General features: G+C 72.5%; 19 protein-coding genes, 1 tRNA gene and 1 riboswitch. Of the genes, 11 read left to right on the top strand and 9 right to left on the bottom strand.

Annotation, left to right across the window (positions count from 1 at the left end; genetic code table 11):
* Positions 1–35: 35 nt before the first annotated feature.
* The gene (locus AB3M83_RS11520) at positions 36–518 is read left to right on the top strand and encodes a carboxymuconolactone decarboxylase family protein (protein WP_412948210.1); all 483 of its coding nucleotides are present in this window, start codon (positions 36–38) and stop codon (positions 516–518) included.
* A complete protein-coding gene (locus AB3M83_RS11525) occupies positions 515–1237 on the top strand; it encodes a tyrosine-protein phosphatase (RefSeq protein WP_412948212.1) in 723 nt (240 codons plus the stop codon). Before AB3M83_RS11520 ends, AB3M83_RS11525 begins: the two co-directional genes overlap by 4 nt.
* On the opposite strand, the gene AB3M83_RS11530 is transcribed toward AB3M83_RS11525, so the two are convergent.
* The 4 genes from AB3M83_RS11530 to AB3M83_RS11545 all read right to left on the bottom strand — a co-directional run bounded on the left by AB3M83_RS11530 (position 1222) and on the right by AB3M83_RS11545 (position 5242).
* The gene (locus tag AB3M83_RS11530; RefSeq protein ID WP_412948214.1) at positions 1222–1608 is read right to left on the bottom strand and encodes a Fe-S oxidoreductase; all 387 of its coding nucleotides are present in this window, start codon (positions 1606–1608) and stop codon (positions 1222–1224) included. The two genes, AB3M83_RS11525 and AB3M83_RS11530, sit on opposite strands and share 16 nt — an antisense overlap.
* Entirely contained in the window at positions 1605–2417 is an 813-nt protein-coding gene (locus tag AB3M83_RS11535) for an arginase family protein (RefSeq protein WP_412948216.1), read from the bottom strand. Before AB3M83_RS11535 ends, AB3M83_RS11530 begins: the two co-directional genes overlap by 4 nt.
* A gap of 63 nt (positions 2418–2480) precedes the next feature.
* On the bottom strand, positions 2481–3215 hold the full coding sequence (locus tag AB3M83_RS11540) for a PspA/IM30 family protein (RefSeq protein ID WP_412948217.1): 735 nt from the start codon (positions 3213–3215) through the stop codon (positions 2481–2483).
* 68 nt (positions 3216–3283) lie between these two features.
* Positions 3284–5242, bottom strand: a complete 1959-nt coding sequence (locus AB3M83_RS11545; protein WP_412948219.1) for a TPM domain-containing protein — start codon at positions 5240–5242, stop codon at positions 3284–3286.
* A gap of 145 nt (positions 5243–5387) precedes the next feature.
* Here AB3M83_RS11545 and AB3M83_RS11550 point away from each other — a divergent pair, with 145 nt between their 5' ends.
* From AB3M83_RS11550 to AB3M83_RS11570, 5 genes are all read left to right on the top strand, one after another.
* On the top strand, positions 5388–6221 hold the full coding sequence (locus tag AB3M83_RS11550; protein ID WP_412948220.1) for a DUF3097 domain-containing protein: 834 nt from the start codon (positions 5388–5390) through the stop codon (positions 6219–6221).
* 68 nt (positions 6222–6289) lie between these two features.
* Entirely contained in the window at positions 6290–7030 is a 741-nt protein-coding gene (trmB, locus tag AB3M83_RS11555) for a tRNA (guanosine(46)-N7)-methyltransferase TrmB (RefSeq protein WP_412948222.1), read from the top strand.
* Positions 7030–7881 (top strand): CPBP family intramembrane glutamic endopeptidase, encoded by an 852-nt coding sequence (locus AB3M83_RS11560; RefSeq protein ID WP_412948224.1) that lies wholly within the window; start codon positions 7030–7032, stop codon positions 7879–7881. The genes trmB and AB3M83_RS11560 overlap by 1 nt, the downstream gene beginning before the upstream one ends.
* A 97-nt stretch (positions 7882–7978) precedes the next feature.
* Complete coding sequence (locus AB3M83_RS11565) at positions 7979–8128, top strand: hypothetical protein (RefSeq protein ID WP_412948226.1); 150 nt, start codon at positions 7979–7981, stop codon at positions 8126–8128.
* Positions 8129–8274: 146 nt separating this feature from the next.
* On the top strand, positions 8275–8757 hold the full coding sequence (locus AB3M83_RS11570; RefSeq protein ID WP_412948228.1) for a pyridoxamine 5'-phosphate oxidase family protein: 483 nt from the start codon (positions 8275–8277) through the stop codon (positions 8755–8757).
* Positions 8758–8803: 46 nt separating this feature from the next.
* On the opposite strand, the gene AB3M83_RS11575 is transcribed toward AB3M83_RS11570, so the two are convergent.
* Complete coding sequence (locus AB3M83_RS11575) at positions 8804–9007, bottom strand: hypothetical protein (RefSeq protein ID WP_412948229.1); 204 nt, start codon at positions 9005–9007, stop codon at positions 8804–8806.
* 109 nt (positions 9008–9116) lie between these two features.
* Positions 9117–9180: riboswitch (guanidine-III (ykkC-III) riboswitch) on the top strand.
* An 11-nt stretch (positions 9181–9191) separates the two neighbouring features.
* Here AB3M83_RS11575 and AB3M83_RS11580 point away from each other — a divergent pair.
* On the top strand, positions 9192–9509 hold the full coding sequence (locus AB3M83_RS11580) for a DMT family transporter (protein ID WP_412948515.1): 318 nt from the start codon (positions 9192–9194) through the stop codon (positions 9507–9509).
* Between the two features lie 13 nt (positions 9510–9522).
* Here AB3M83_RS11580 and AB3M83_RS11585 read toward each other — a convergent pair whose 3' ends face one another.
* Positions 9523–10140 (bottom strand): flavodoxin family protein, encoded by a 618-nt coding sequence (locus AB3M83_RS11585; RefSeq protein ID WP_412948231.1) that lies wholly within the window; start codon positions 10138–10140, stop codon positions 9523–9525.
* Positions 10141–10388: 248 nt separating this feature from the next.
* Between AB3M83_RS11585 and AB3M83_RS11590 the strand changes: the two genes are divergently transcribed.
* Complete coding sequence (locus tag AB3M83_RS11590) at positions 10389–10598, top strand: hypothetical protein (protein WP_412948233.1); 210 nt, start codon at positions 10389–10391, stop codon at positions 10596–10598.
* Between the two features lie 65 nt (positions 10599–10663).
* On the opposite strand, the gene AB3M83_RS11595 is transcribed toward AB3M83_RS11590, so the two are convergent.
* A tRNA-Arg gene (locus tag AB3M83_RS11595) sits at positions 10664–10736 on the bottom strand.
* Positions 10737–10814: 78 nt separating this feature from the next.
* On the opposite strand from AB3M83_RS11595, the gene AB3M83_RS11600 reads away from it, so the two are divergent.
* The gene (locus tag AB3M83_RS11600; protein WP_412948234.1) at positions 10815–11540 is read left to right on the top strand and encodes an NUDIX hydrolase; all 726 of its coding nucleotides are present in this window, start codon (positions 10815–10817) and stop codon (positions 11538–11540) included.
* A 7-nt stretch (positions 11541–11547) separates the two neighbouring features.
* Here AB3M83_RS11600 and AB3M83_RS11605 read toward each other — a convergent pair whose 3' ends face one another.
* On the bottom strand, positions 11548–11895 hold the full coding sequence (locus AB3M83_RS11605; RefSeq protein WP_412948236.1) for a hypothetical protein: 348 nt from the start codon (positions 11893–11895) through the stop codon (positions 11548–11550).
* A gap of 114 nt (positions 11896–12009) precedes the next feature.
* On the opposite strand from AB3M83_RS11605, the gene AB3M83_RS11610 reads away from it, so the two are divergent.
* Positions 12010–12654, top strand: a complete 645-nt coding sequence (locus AB3M83_RS11610) for an NAD(P)H-binding protein (protein WP_412948238.1) — start codon at positions 12010–12012, stop codon at positions 12652–12654.
* A 12-nt stretch (positions 12655–12666) separates the two neighbouring features.
* On the opposite strand, the gene AB3M83_RS11615 is transcribed toward AB3M83_RS11610, so the two are convergent.
* Positions 12667–13449, bottom strand: coding sequence for an SGNH/GDSL hydrolase family protein (locus AB3M83_RS11615; protein WP_412948239.1), 783 nt, complete (start codon positions 13447–13449; stop codon positions 12667–12669).
* Positions 13450–13460: the final 11 nt, after the last annotated feature.

The raw sequence follows: 13460 nt of genomic DNA on the forward strand, positions 1-13460 counted from the left end.
AGTGCGGCGCCGGATGACGTCGGTAGGGTGGCGGGATGACGGCTGAACACCGCATCCATCTCTCCCGCGCCGCGCGTCCCGCGTACGACGCGCTGGACGCGTTCTCGAAGACGGTGGGGGCGCTCGCCGCCGAGGCGGGCATCGACGACCGCCTCAAGGAGATCGCGATGATCCACGCGTCGCAGCTCAACGGCTGCGCCTACTGCGTCCGCGTCCACACCGACCGTGGCGTCCGGGCGGGGCTGACCGTCGACGACGTCGGCCAGATCGCGGTGTGGCGCGACTCCGGGATCTTCACGGATCGCGAGCGGGCCGCCCTGGAGCTCGCGGAGTGCTACGTCTTCATCGCGGAGGACGGGATTCCCGACGAGGTGTACGACCGCGTCGGCGGCATCCTCTCGGAGCAGGAGTACGTGGCGCTGAGCTGGCTGCTGGTGTCGATCAATGCGTTCAACCGCGTCACGATCGCGGGCAAGTACCCGGTGCCGCGCCGCGCGCGGCCCGCGAGCCCCGCGTGAGCGTCGCCGCGGTCGCCGGCGCCCTGAACTTCCGAGACGTCGGCGGGCTCCCCGCCGGATCCGGGACGACCCGCTCGGGGGTGCTGTTCCGCTCGGGCAACCTCGCCCGGCTGAGCGATGCCGGTCGCGCCGGCCTGCGCGAGCGCGGCATCCGCCGCATCGTCGACTTGCGGGACGACGATGAACGGCGCTTCGAGCCCTCGCAGGTCGAGGGTCTGGACCTCGAGACGCTGCACGTCCCGATGTTCGCGGGCTCGATCGACTCGTTCTTCGACGACGACCTGTCGCTCGACGACCTGTACCGCGCACTCATCGACGGCTCGTCGACGAGCCTCGTGCGGGTGGCGCAGACCGTGGCAGCCGATCAGCCCGTGCTCGTCCACTGCACGGTCGGCAAAGACCGGACCGGGCTCAGCGTCGCGCTCATCCTCGCGGCCGCCGGTGTCGACGAGGAGGCGATCCTCGCGGACTACGCCCGCACCGAGGAGGAGCTGCCGCGCGATCGCAACGAGCGTGTGCTCGCCTACCTGCGGCGGCGCTACCCGTCGGCGCGTCACCTCGAGGACCTCGCGACCCGGTCCCCGGCGCGGGCGATGGCGGCCGTCTTCGACGATCTGCGCGTCCGCTACGGCGGGCCGGTCGAGTATCTCCGTGCCTACGGGCTCTCCGACGACGAGCTCGAGGGCCTCCGTCGCACGCTGATTCAGCGCGGGACGTAACGCCCGTCGGCGAGGCCCGCCTCCACTTCGAAGCGGTTGGTGTGCGGCGTACGGCCCGCCAGCAGGTACACGACGGGCATCAGGATGCCGTAGCGGCGCCACTGCCGCTTGTGCACGGCCTCGTGCCGCAGCAGCCGGTCGTCCACGGGCCCGGTGCCGGTCAGGAAGCAGCCGCCCACGCATACGCCGCCGCGGCCGAACGTCCAGTTCGGCATGCCGCGGAAGACCAGCAGGCCGCCGCGTCGCTCGACGCGGCCGGTCGACCAGAGCATGCCCCACGTCCAGCCGAACGCCGTGCCGAGCGCGTATCCGAGCAGGCTGATCGGGGAGTCGAGGAGGACGGCCGGGATCCCGCGGTCGACGCGGGTCACGCGAGCGACCCGATGACGCGCAGGATCGTGCCGAGGTCGTCGACGGCGGCGTCGGGGCTCGCGGGAGCGAAGCCCGCCAGTGACGCGCCGGCGAGCGGCATCCGCTCTCGCAGTCGAGCGATCGCCGTGGTGAGCACCGCGGTCTGAACGCCGAAGGGCACCGGGTCGAGAACGCCGGAGATCACGCCGGGATCGAGGACATCCAGGTCGATGTGCACGAACACCGCATCGGCGCCCGTGTCCGCGACAGCCGTCGCGAGGGCATCGGGATCGGCGAGGGCGGCCGCGCCGACGAGTGTCGTACCGGTCGCGGCGAGGTGATCCGCCTCCGCGTCGTCGAACGAGCGGGCGCCGGCGAGGACGACGCGGTCGTGCGGCACCACCTGCGCGTGGGAGAACGGGCCCGGGGTGGTGACGGCGCGCAGCGCCATGCCGGCGAGCGCCCCCGAGGGGGACGAGTCCACGGTGTGGGAGTCGCCGTGCGCGTCGAACCACACGACGGCGAGCGACGGGTGGGCGAGCGCGGCGCGGGCGATGGCGGGGACGGCCACGGAGCAGTCGCCGCCGATGACGATGACGGGCTCGGTGTGTTCGGCCAGCACCGCGGTGATCGCGTCGCGCACCCGGGCGAGCGTGCTGAAGCGCCGGATGCCGGTGCCGAGCGGTTCGCCCGCCTCGGTGGGCACGTCCACGCGGGTGACGGCGGCGCGCGGCAGGTCTCCCGCGATCGCCTCGGCCCCGTCGATGAGGCGCATCGCGCGCGACGACGGCGAGCCCTGCCACTGCGGAGCGATCACGAAGCGCGTCATGGGGTCCTTCCGGGAAGCGCGTCGGCGCCGGACCTGGCCGGTCCGGCGCCGACGGCGAGTGTCCTACTGCTCGATGGCGCCGGCGGCACCGCCGGTCTTCAGCGCGGCCAGCCGCGCCTCGACCTCGGTGAGCTCGCCGATGTCCTCGAGCTGGTTGAACTGCGCGTCGATGGAGGACGCCGCGATCTCGGCCTTGCCGGTGGCGAGGGCCTCCTGACGGCGGACCTTGTCCTCGAAGCGGCCGAGCTCGCTCGTGGGGTCGAGGACGTCGATGGACTTGACGGCGTCGTGCACCTTGTTCTGGGCCTCGGCGGTCTTGGCGCGGGCGAGCAGCTCGGAGCGCTTCGAGCGCAGCTGGTCGAGCTTCTGCTTCATGCCGTTGAGGCCGTCCTTGAGCTTGTCGACGACCTCGGTCTGCGCGGCGATCGACGGCGCGATCGCGCGCGCCTCGTTCTCCTCGCTGATCTGGCGCTGCAGGGCGATCTTCGCGAGGTTGTCGAACTTGTCGGCATCCGCCGTGTTGCCGCTGCCACGCAGCTCGTCGGCCTTGCGGCTCGCCGCGATGGCCTTGTTGCCCCATTCGGCGGCCGACTTGACGTCCTCATCGTGGTCGCGCTCGAGCAGACGCAGGTTGCCGATGGTCTCGGCGATGGCGGTCTCGGCGTCGGCGATGTTGTTGGTGTAGTCGCGGACGAGCTGGTCGAGCATCTTCTGGGGATCCTCGGCGGAGTCGAGGAGGGCGTTGATGTTCGCCTTCATCAGAGTGGAGATGCGGCCGAAGATGGACTGCTTTGCCATCGGTGTTCCTTTCCTAGCGGGAGGTCGTGAGGTCGAGGTCGAAGGGGCTGCGGAACGGCGTCGGAAGATCAGAAGCGACCGCCTCCTCGACGCGAGCGCGAGCCGCCGCCGCTGAAGCCGCCGCTCGAGCGGGAGCGGGAACCGCCGAAGCCGGCCCCGAAACCTCCTCCGCCGAAGCTTCCGCCGCCGCGTCTGCCGCCCCCGCCGCTGAGCAGCGAGCCGATGATGATGCCGCCCAGCATGCCGCCGAAGTCGGTTCCGCCGCCACCCATTCCGCCCGCAGAGAACGAGCCGACGTCCTGCTGGGCGTACCGGGTGGCTTCGGATGCCAGTGTGCTCGCCCGTTGCGCCAGCGCGAGGGCCTGCTCGGGGTCGCTCCGCTGGTACTGGTCGGCGCGGACGAGCAGTGCGCCGGCCTCGGCGAGGCGGGTTCGCGCCGTCGCCCCGACGGCGCCCCGGCGCGACGTGATGAAGTCCTCGGCCGTCGAGAGCTGGGCCTTCGCCTGGAGGAGGGTCTGCGCGAGCAGGCCCCGGGCGCGGGCGGCCCGCTCCTGGGCGTCCCGGATGTCGCCCAGGGCGGCATCGATGTCGCGATCGGCCTGTTCGAGGACGGCGACCGCGGTCAGCGGGTTGCGCGCCGGGCCGGCGAGGCTCGCGCGGGCCGCGGCGACCTGCTGCCGCGTCGCCGCGACGACGGGAGCCAGGCGACCGTCGGTGTCGGCGGTGGCGCCGGCTGCCGCGAGGTCCTTGTCGAGGTCGGCCAGCAGGGCCGCCGCGCTGCGGTCGGCCACGACCAGGTCGCGGCCGAGGGTGACGATCGCGTCCTCGAGCGAGTCGGCCTGGTCGACCGCCTGCTCGGCCGCGCGGATCGCCACGGCAGCGGCGGCACCGTCGCCGGCATCCACGGCCCGCTGCGCCTCGGCGAGCCGCTCGGCCGCGAAGGCGAGCCGCGACCGGGCCTGGTCGGGGTTGTCGGCGATCGTGGCCAGGGCGTCGGCGGAGTAGGTCGCGCTCAGCGACGCGAGCGACGAGGCCGCCGCCGTGACCTCCGCCGCCACCTCCGCATGCCGCGCGTGCACGCGCTCCCGCGCGGCGGCGGCGTTCTGCGACAGTGCGCGCAGCTCGTCGAACGCGTCGGCCTTCTCGTCGAGCGATCGGTCGGCGGCGGCGCACAGATCGAGGATCTCGCCGTACCAGGCGCGCTGCTGCTCGACGGTGTCGGGGACCTCGTCGTCCATCTGCTGCTGCAGGGCGAAGGCACGGTCCAAGGACGCCCGCGCCTCGACGATCGCCTGCGCGAACTCCGCCGTCGCGGCGTCGCCGAACTCGGCTTTCGCGAACCCGAGCTCCTGCGCACTCGTCTTGAGGGCGTCGTCGGTCTGCACGAGGGCGGACCCCGCCTGGCGTGCCAGGTCCTCCACCGGCACCTCCGGTGCGGCCCCGCCCGCGGCGCCGCCTTTCCGGCGGCGGCGGACGAACGCCCAGATCAGTCCGCCGGCGATCACGACGACGACCAGCAGGATGACCCAGAGCCCGGAGCCGTTCCCCGAGCGCGCCTCCTCCATGCCGTCGGCGGCCGCGATGCCGGCGCCCGCCCAGTCGTCCGCCTCCAGCCGCGGGGCGATGGCGTCCTGCTCGATCGAGGTGATCTGGCTCTCCGAGAGCGGTCCGGCCGAATCGGCCGACAGATAGTAGCCGCGGCCCTCGGTGGCGACGGCGAGGAGGTACTGCGCCGGGCCGAGGTTGTTGATCCGGGCGGTGTCGTTGGCCCACTCCTCGGCTGAGGCCGGGGAGGTGAACTCGTCGACGTAGACGACCCACAGGTCGACGTCGGCGTCGCCCGACAGCGCGTCGAGGCGCTCGTCGAGTCCCGACTCCTCGGCGGGGGAGAGGACACCGGCCTGGTCCAGCACGCGGTCCGCGTCGAGCGAGGGCGGCTCGGCCGCCACGGCGACGCCGGCGCCGACCAGCGGCGCCGACGTGACGAAGAGCGCCGCCAGGAGCAGGGGAGCCCATCGGGTTCGCATCGGTCGAGCCTCCTCTGCGGCGGGAAAACGACGCCTGCCGCGAGTCTATGCCGCTGCGCGTATGACCCGATAGCCGCACGCGCCCGGCACGCCTGAGCGTTCCCTCTGCGTTCCTGCCCTAGGCTTCCGCGGTCGGGAGGAAGTCATGGACGATCGCTACGGGACGGATGTCCTCGCTGCCGGGTGGCGTGATGCGGGACGTGCCGTCGTGCCCCAGGTGGCCGCCGACCGCGACCTCGTCGTCGAGGTCGCGGGCGACGGATTCGTCGGCGCCGTGACGGGCATCGCGTCGGGTCACGTCGAGCTCGAGGACCGGCACGGCAGGACGCGCGTGTTCCCGCTCGGGGGAGGGTTCCTCGTCGACGGCTCGGCGGTGACGCTCGTCCCGCCCGCTCCGAGGACGGCCGCCCGCCCCCGCCGCACCGCGTCGGGATCGTTCGCCGCGCCCGAGTCCCGGGCCCGCGTGGCCCGCGCCTCCCGCATCCTCGTCGAGGGCAAGCACGACGCGGAGCTGGTCGAGAAGGTGTGGGGAGACGACCTCCGCGCCGAAGGCGTCGTCGTCGAGTTCCTGCAGGGGCTCGACCTGCTGGAGGACCTCCTGCGCGCCGAGCCGCCGACCGCAGAGCGCCGATACGGCGTCCTCGTCGATCACCTCGTCGCCGGGTCGAAGGAGACCCGCATCGCCGAGCAGATCCGCCGCGGGCCGCACGGGGCGCACCTGAAGATCGTGGGCCATCCCCATGTCGACGTCTGGGAGTGCGTGCTGCCGCGGACCCTCGGCATCGCGGCGTGGCCGGTCGTGCCGCGGGGCACCGACTGGAAGACGGGGGTCAGCCGGTCGCTCGGATGGCCCGCCTCCGATCACGTCGACATCGCCCGCAACTGGCAGCGCATCCTCGGTTCCGTACGCTCGTACCGCGACCTCGACCCGGCGCTGCTGGGTCGCGTCGAGGAGCTCATCGATTTCGTGACGGCATGACCGGGCGCAGGCGGGGTCCCGCTCGCGGGCAGGATCGGCCGGAAGGGGCCGCCGGATACTCTGGGGACATGCCCGACACCGCCGGCGCCTCGCCGCGCTTCCGTGACAAGCCGGTCTCCTTCGTCCGCCGCAGCGGGCGCATGAGCGACGGGCAGGAGCGCGCCTGGGAGGACCTCTCGGCGACCTTCGTCCTGGCTGTCGAGCGGGATGCCGCGGCCACCAGCATCCGTCCGGGGACCGAGATCGATCCGGTCGCCGAATTCGGCCGGAGGGCGCCGCTCGTCGTCGAGATCGGCTCGGGGCAGGGTCATGCGATCGTGCACGCCGCGAGCAGCCTGCCGGGCACCGACTTCATCGCCGTCGAGGTGTTCCGTGCCGGTCTCGCCCGGACGATGCTCGACGCCGATCGCGCCGGCGTGCGCAACCTGCGCCTCGTCGAGGCGAACGCTCCCGAGGTGCTGCAGCACCTCCTGCCCGAGGCCTCGGTCGACGAGATCTGGATCTTCTTCCCCGACCCGTGGCACAAGAAGAAGCACACCAAGCGGCGTCTCGTCGCGCCCGAGTTCCCCAGGGTCGCGGCCCGTGCGCTGCGTGACGGCGGCGTGCTTCGCCTTGCGACCGACTGGGAGGACTACGCGCTGCAGATGCGCGACGTCATGGCGGAGGCGGGCGAGTTCGCTCCCGACTTCGACGGGGACTGGGCGGAACGGTTCGACGGCCGCATCATGACGGCGTTCGAGCGGAAGGGCATCGCGAAGGGACGCGACATCCGCGACCTCGCGTACCGGCGCGCCGCGCGGGACGCGTGATGGCGCGCGGCGCCCTCGACCGGCGCGCCGTGGCCGGCGCGGGCATCGTCCCCGCGCTCCTCGTGTGCCTCGCGGCCCCGGCGTTCTTCGTCCTCGAACTCGCGCCGCTCGGGTGGGCGCTGCTGGCACTCGGGGTCGCGGCGGCGTTCGCCCTCGAACGGCGGAAGGTCGCCGCATCCGCCCCGTCGCTCACGCGCGACCTGTCGCTGATCGCCGTCGGGATGCTCATCGTGAGCGTCATCCCGCTGAAGGCGGAGCTCGACAACGGCGCGATGGTGCGGTTCACGCTCGCACTCGGCGGCGCGGTCGCCGTGCCCTACCTGATCTCGCGGTTCGTGTACCGCGATCACGCGGTGCGGTTCCCGTGGCGCGGCGGCGGCCGGTGGAAGACGTGGCAGTGGGTGTGGCTCGGCGCCGTGCTCGTGCTCGGCTGGCTGATCCTGCCGTTCTACTTCATCACGTCCGGCGTGTACGCGAACTGGCCGCTGGTGGACACGCCCGACCTCATCGCCCGCCTCTTCGTCGGTGTCGGCGCCGTGGGCATCTGGGATGAGCTGTTCTTCATCTGCACCTGCTTCGCCCTGCTGCGGCGGCACTTCGCGGACGGCACCGCGAACGTCCTGCAGGCGATCGTCTTCGTGTCGTTCCTGTGGGAGCTGGGCTACCGCGCGTGGGGCCCGGTCCTCACCATCCCGTTCGCGCTGCTGCAGGCAGCCATCTTCCTGCGCACCCGCTCGCTGGCGTACGTGGTGACGGTGCACCTGCTCTTCGACGCGGTCGTCTTCGGGGTGCTGGTGCACGCGCACAACCCCGGACTCGTGGACGTCCTCTTCCTGGTCCCGTCCCCCTGAGCGGGGCATGCCGCCCGGCATCCGTCAAGACCCTCGGAGGGCGGCTGCGGGGCCCGTAGCGTCGATGCTCCGCACCACCTGATGGGAAGGACACCGCATGAGTGATTCGAACGACCCTCAGCACAACACGCAGGGAGTCCCCGACGACGACCTCGACGCCGACACGGCGTCGGGCGGCTCGCCCGAGGAGCCCGATGTGACGACGGATGAGGACGGCACGCCCGTCGACAACCCGTCCGGCGGCTGATACCGCCGTGTCGAAGCCCCCGCGCCGTTCGTTCGCGGGGGCTTCGCCGTCGGCGCCGTCCCTGCCAAGGGGCGGCTGCCCGTGTCAAGGGGCAGCTGCCCGCGCGCGACCGGTGGGAAGGTGGAGCACCGATCGAAGGAGTATGGATGTCCACGCCGACTGAGGCCCGCAAGACCCTGGCCGACCTGCTGAAGAAGTTCCGATTCGCGATGGTGACGACGATCGGCGACGAGGGCAAGCTGACCTCGCGACCGCTGACCGTCCAGGAGCACGAGTTCGACGGCGACCTGTGGTTCGTGGTCGGCCGCGACTCGTCCGTCGTCACCGAGGTCGGCCGGAACCCCGCGGTCGGCGTGTCGCTGAGCTCGAACGACGCCTGGGTGTCGCTCGCCGGCACCGGTGAGGTCGTGGACGACCGGGGCCGGCTCCGCGAGTACTGGTCGCCGGCACTGGATGCCTGGTTCCCCGACGGACCGACCGACCCGAACGTCACGCTGCTCAAGGTGAACTCGGTGTCGGGGGAGTACTGGAGCAGCCCCGGCGGGATCGTGGCGTCGCTGGTCGGCTACGTGAAGTCGAGGCTGACGGGCGAGACGTACGACGGGCGCAACGAGTCCGTCGAGCTCTGACCCCGCCGCGCACGTGAGCGTCGCCGGGCCGTCGCCGCCCGGCGGGTCAGAACGCCGCGAACAGCGCCGGCCCGAAGACGATGAGGGCCGCCACGGGGACGACGAGAAGACCGATCGCGGCGATCCCGATCGCGGCGACGCTCCCGAGCACCGACAGCACGGTCGCGGCCGTGGTCGACGTCCTGCCGGTGGTCGTCGGAGCCGGTCGGACGGAGCGGTGCGGACGGAGGTGCAGGGTCGCGGTGGCCATGATCCGACGCTACGGATCGGATGCCGCCGGTCGCGTCGGCCTCCCGGTGGAGGAGCGTCATCCTCGAGGATGATCCTCCCCCGGGAGGCGGCCGCTTGCTAGGGTCGGTGCCGGGTCCCGACCGGACCCCCGGACGAGGGTTCAGTACCCGGTATGCGACAAGACTGGCCAGGAGGTAGCCATGCTGTCGTGGATCGTTCTCATCGTGTCGGGCATGCTCGAAGCCGTCTGGGCGACGGCCCTCGGCAAGTCCGAGGGCTTCACGAGGCTGTGGCCCACGGTCATCTTCGGCGTCGCGCTCGTGGCCAGCATGGGCGGGCTCGCGTTCGCGCTTCGCGAGATCTCGACGGGTACCGGCTACGCCGTCTGGGTCGGGATCGGCGCCGCGTTGACGGTCGCCTACGGCATGGCGACCGGCACCGAGTCGGTGTCGCTCGTCAAGGTCGTGCTGCTGCTCGGCCTGGTCGCCTGCATCGTCGGCCTCAAGCTCGTCTCGGAGTGAACCGGGCGGGCGGTCACTCGGCCGGGTAGGCGCTGGCTCGCAGTGCACGGGCGAGGTGCGCGGCGTTGCGTGCGAGCGTCGCCGTCGTCGATGCCACCGCCTCGGGCGTCTCGTCGAGGTCCTTATAGTCCCCGGTGTGCATCGCCTCGCCGTTCCAGTACGTCCCGCCCTGTGCCGGAATCGTGAACCCGACGTCGTTCAGCGCCTGGAAGAGGTCCGCGGTCGCTTTGTGGGCGCCGTCCTCGTTGCCGACGATGGCGACCACGGCGACGCGATCGAACAGGATCGGGCGACCGAGCTCGTCGGTCTCGGAGAGCTCGGCGTCGAGGCGCTCCAGCACCCGCTGGGCGAGGCTCGACGCGTGTCCGACCCAGATCGGGGCGGCGAGCACCAGGATGTCGGCGGCGAGCACCTTCTCGCGGATCGACGGCCACTCGTCGCCATCACCCATGTCGATCTCCACGCCGGGGGAGACGACGTGATCCGCGATCCGCACCTCGGTGCTCTCGACACCGTGCTCGCCGAGCGCATCGAGCACCTGCCGCACCAGCAGCGAGGTGCTGGATTCCGTCGGCGAGGGCTTGAGGGTGCAGTTGAGGGCGAGGGCGGTCAGGGGAGCGGTCACGGTCATGGGTTCCTCCGTTTCGATGGTCTTCGAGCGTGCCTCGGCGCTCGGCGATGCGCCCACCCCCTTGACGCGACGCGCGTCGCCACGGCACACGGCGGCGGCGTCGGGGCGGAGCAGTGGATGCCGCGCTCGCGTGCCGCGTGCGTGTCAACCCCGGCGCGGCGGGGCGCGGTCGGGGCTAACGTCGGAGCCGTCGGCGCGGGGCACTTCCCGATACGCCGGCATCATCGACCACGCGAGGGAGTTCCGACATGTCCGAGAACGATCAGCAGAGCACGGACGAGAACGCTTACGAAGGCCCGGACGTCGAGACGTCGACCTCCGACACGGCGACCGCGAGCGGTGACGGGGGCGGTCTCGGCGAGGACGGCACGATCCCCGACGACCCGGACGGGCTCGCGGCCGGGCACACCGGCACGAAGTCCACCTTCGAGCCCGAGGAGGACGAAGCCGCGGGCTGAACGCCGCCGTCGTCCCGGTACGCACGAAGGGGAGCCGATTCCTCGGCTCCCCTTCGCGTACGCCGTGCCCCCGGAGGGATTCGAACCCCCGACCTTTGGTACCGGAAACCAGCGCTCTATCCCCTGAGCTACGGAGGCGTACCGATCGAGATTACCATCGCGGCGCGGCCCCATCGTGCAGGAGCCCCGGACTGCCGCTCTCGATAGCCTGGACGGATGACGCCGTCCGACCCGACCGCCGGAGCGCGGGCTGAGCTCGCTGCCCTCGCCGACGCGGTCGCGGCGGGCGAGGCGGCCTCCGAGTTCGACTTCCTCCGGGATCTGCCGAGCGACTTCGACGCCCGGTCGGCGGCGGTCCTCATCCTCTTCGGCGTGCTGGACGGATCGCCCAGCGACCGTGACGCCCAGGCCGCTGCGGTCTCGCGCGACCTCGACGTCCTGCTGCTGTCCCGCGCCGAGACCCTTCGCGCTCATCCGGGTCAGGTGGCCTTCCCCGGCGGACGCGTCGATGCGGATGACGCGGACGACATCGCCGCCGCCCTCCGCGAAGCGCGGGAGGAGACCGGGCTCGACCCGGCCGGCGTCGAGATCCTCGGCGCCCTGGAGCCGATCCCGCTCGAGCATTCGAAGCATCTCGTCACGCCGGTCCTCGGCTGGTGGCGGCGACCCTCGCCGATCCGCGTCGTCGACGAGGCGGAGTCCGCCGACGTGTTCCGCGTGCCGGTCGCGGACCTGCTCGACCCCGCGCACCGCGGCGTCACCGTGCTGCGACGGGACGGCGACGAGTTCCGCGGTCCCGCGTTCCTCGTCCCGACCGTGCGCGGCGAGCGGCTCGTCTGGGGCTTCACGGCGATGATCCTCGACGGGCTGTTCGCCCGCCTCGGCTGGACCGAGCCGTGGGATGCCACCCGCGAGATCCCGCTCGCCGTCCCGCCGCGCTGAGGGCGGCTCAGCCCACGCCGAGGGCGCGCGCCAGGGCCGCCGGGACGTCCGCGGAGGACGAGCTCGCCACGAAGACGACTCTTCCCAGCCCCCGCACGACTGCCGCCGCCGCGAGCACGATGCCCGTGAGGGCGATCGGCTTCGACTCGCGTCGCACGAGGGCGGCGACGCCGACGCCCAGCGCCGGGACCGCGAGGAGGAGGCCCAGCGCGGGGACGCCGGCGACGAGGAAGGCGCCGATCCCCAGCACGAGGGCACCGGTCGCGAAGCCCGCCGGCCGGGTCACCGGGAACGCGTGCAGCCGGGTGTCCGCCTGCGGGTCGGGGTGCCGGCCCACCGGGATCTGCTCGGACATCGTCCCCCCGTCCCGACGCGCTCCACGCGTCATCTCATGTCGACAGTACAAGCGCAAGGCCCGGTGGCCCCGAACGGCATCCGCCCTACGCTCGAAGAAACGGAAGGGAACCCCATGGCACGCATTCTCATCATCGGCGGACACGGCAAGGTCGCCCAGCTCCTCGAGCCTCTTCTCGTGGATGCCGGGCACTCCGTGACCGCCGTCTTCCGCAACCCCGACCACGAGGCCGACGTCACCGCGACCGGCGCGAACGCCGTGGTCGCCGACATCGAGACCTTCGACACCGAGCAGTTCACCAACCTCGTCTCGGGGAACGACGTCGTCGTCTGGACGGCCGGCGCCGGCGGCGGCAGCCCGGAACGCACCTGGGCGGTCGACCGGGATGCCGCTGTCCGATCCATCGACGCCGCTGTCGCCGCCGGCGTGCCGCGATACCTGATGGTGTCGTACTTCGGCGCCGGGCCCGACCACGGCGTGGATCCCGCGGACGCCTTCTTCGCCTACGCCGAGGCGAAGGCTGCCGCCGACGCGCACCTGCGCGAGAGCACGCTCGACTGGACGATCCTCGCGCCCTCGGGCCTGACCCTGGACGCACCCACCGGGCGCATCGACACCGAGGCGACGGAGGCCGCGACGGTCTCGCGCGCCGACGTCGCCGCCGCGCTGGCGGCATCCGTCGACGAGCCGCTGACCATCCGGCGCACGATCCGCTTCAACACGGGCGACGTGCCGATCGCCGAGGCGCTCCGGGCCTGACGGCCCCGCTCGTCAGGGAAGAGCCGGCTCGAGGGGAGCCTCGACGGCGTCCGTGGTCGCGCTGCGGTCGCGCAGCGCCTGCGCGAGCTTCTCGGCGAGGTAGGTGTGGCCGGCGTCGGAGGGATGCTTCGCTCCGACGCCGGTGTCGATCATCGCGAGGTAGTTCTCGGGGGTGATCCAGCCCTCGGCGAGGGGGGAGATGTACCACCAGCCGCGCTCGCCGGCCTCGGCTGCGAGATCGTGGTCGATGCGCGCGGTGCCCTCGTGCACGGGGAGGTCGTGCGGCGTCGGACCGAAGATCACGAACTGCGCCCGCGGGTACGTCCGCTCGAAGCGGTCCCACGTCGCGTCGACGCGCTCGCGGTAGCCGCGCTCACCCTGCAGCCGGTCGTTGATGGACCCCTGGATGATGACGAGGTCGTAGTCGGCGGCCGGGTCCAGCACGCGGGCACGGCCGCCGAAATCGGGTCCGTCCCGGCCGGGCTTCATGTAGCCCGATCCGCGCACGCCGTCGACGGTCACGTCCCAGTCGGTGATCTCGCCGAGCTGGTAGGCGTAGCCGTCCGTCGGCCGGGTCGCGGCCGACCCGTAGGTCCAGGAGTCGCCGAAGACCAGGACGTCGGCGGATGCCGGGATGGACAGCGGCTGGGCGCCGATCCCGGAGGCGCCGGATGCGGCCGTCTCGACCGCCGGCGTGCGGCTCCACGGCTGCCAGGCCGACAGCGCGACGACCGCGGCGACGCCCGCCGCCAGCGCGCCGAGGCCCCACGTGCGCGCGCGCCGGTCAGAGGTCATGCGACGAGGGT

The organism is Microbacterium pasadenense, assembly GCF_047246565.1.
Taxonomy (GTDB): Bacteria; Actinomycetota; Actinomycetes; order Actinomycetales; family Microbacteriaceae; genus Microbacterium.